This window comes from Streptomyces sp. H27-D2 (assembly GCF_035828615.1).
Classification (GTDB): domain Bacteria; phylum Actinomycetota; class Actinomycetes; order Streptomycetales; family Streptomycetaceae; genus Streptomyces.
Window position 1 is genome coordinate 1 of the sequence record NZ_JAYMZR010000235.1, and the last position, 679, is coordinate 679.

Here is a 679-nt window from a genome sequence, read left to right on the forward strand (position 1 = left end):
GTCTGGCGCGGGTGCTGGAGCAGGTCGCGGCCGACCCGCAGATCCACCTCAGCGACATCAACGTACTGGAGGAGATCGAACGCTCCCAGGTAGTGGAGCAGTGGAACGACACCACCCAGCCGGTGCCAGCGGGCACCGTAGTTGACCTCATTGCTGCGCGGGCTGAGGCGGCTCCGGGTGTGGCGGCGGTGCGGTGTGGTCCGGTGGTTGTGTCGTATGGGGAGTTGGAGGGACGGGCGAATCGCTTGGCCCGCTATCTGACCGGTCTTGGTGTGGGTCGCGAGAGCAGGGTTGGGTTGTGTCTGCCGCGTGGCGTGGAGATGGTCGTCGGGCTGCTGGCCGTTTGGAAGGCCGGTGGCGCGTACGTTCCGTTGGATCCGGAGTATCCGGTGGACCGGCTGGCGTTCATGGTTGCGGACAGTGGTGCGTCGGTGGTGTTGGGTACCACGGCGACGGCAGCGCGGGAGTCGGCCGGTGCGGCGCGGGTGGTGCTGCTGGACGAGGTGGCGGAGGCCGTCGCGGCTGAGTCGGCGGAGCCGCTGGGCGTGCCGATTGTGCTTGGCCAACTCGCGTACGTGATTTATACGTCGGGGTCGACGGGTCGGCCGAAGGGTGTGGCTGTTGGCCATGGTGGGGTGGCGAATCTGGCGGAGGCGATGCGGCCGGTTCTCGGCGTGGC

Annotated in this window: 1 protein-coding gene; it reads left to right on the forward strand. The window is 68.2% G+C overall.

Annotation, left to right across the window (positions count from 1 at the left end):
• Nucleotides 1-679 (forward strand): AMP-binding protein (locus tag QMK28_RS34080; protein WP_326443572.1); only part of this gene is annotated, 679 nt, incomplete at both ends.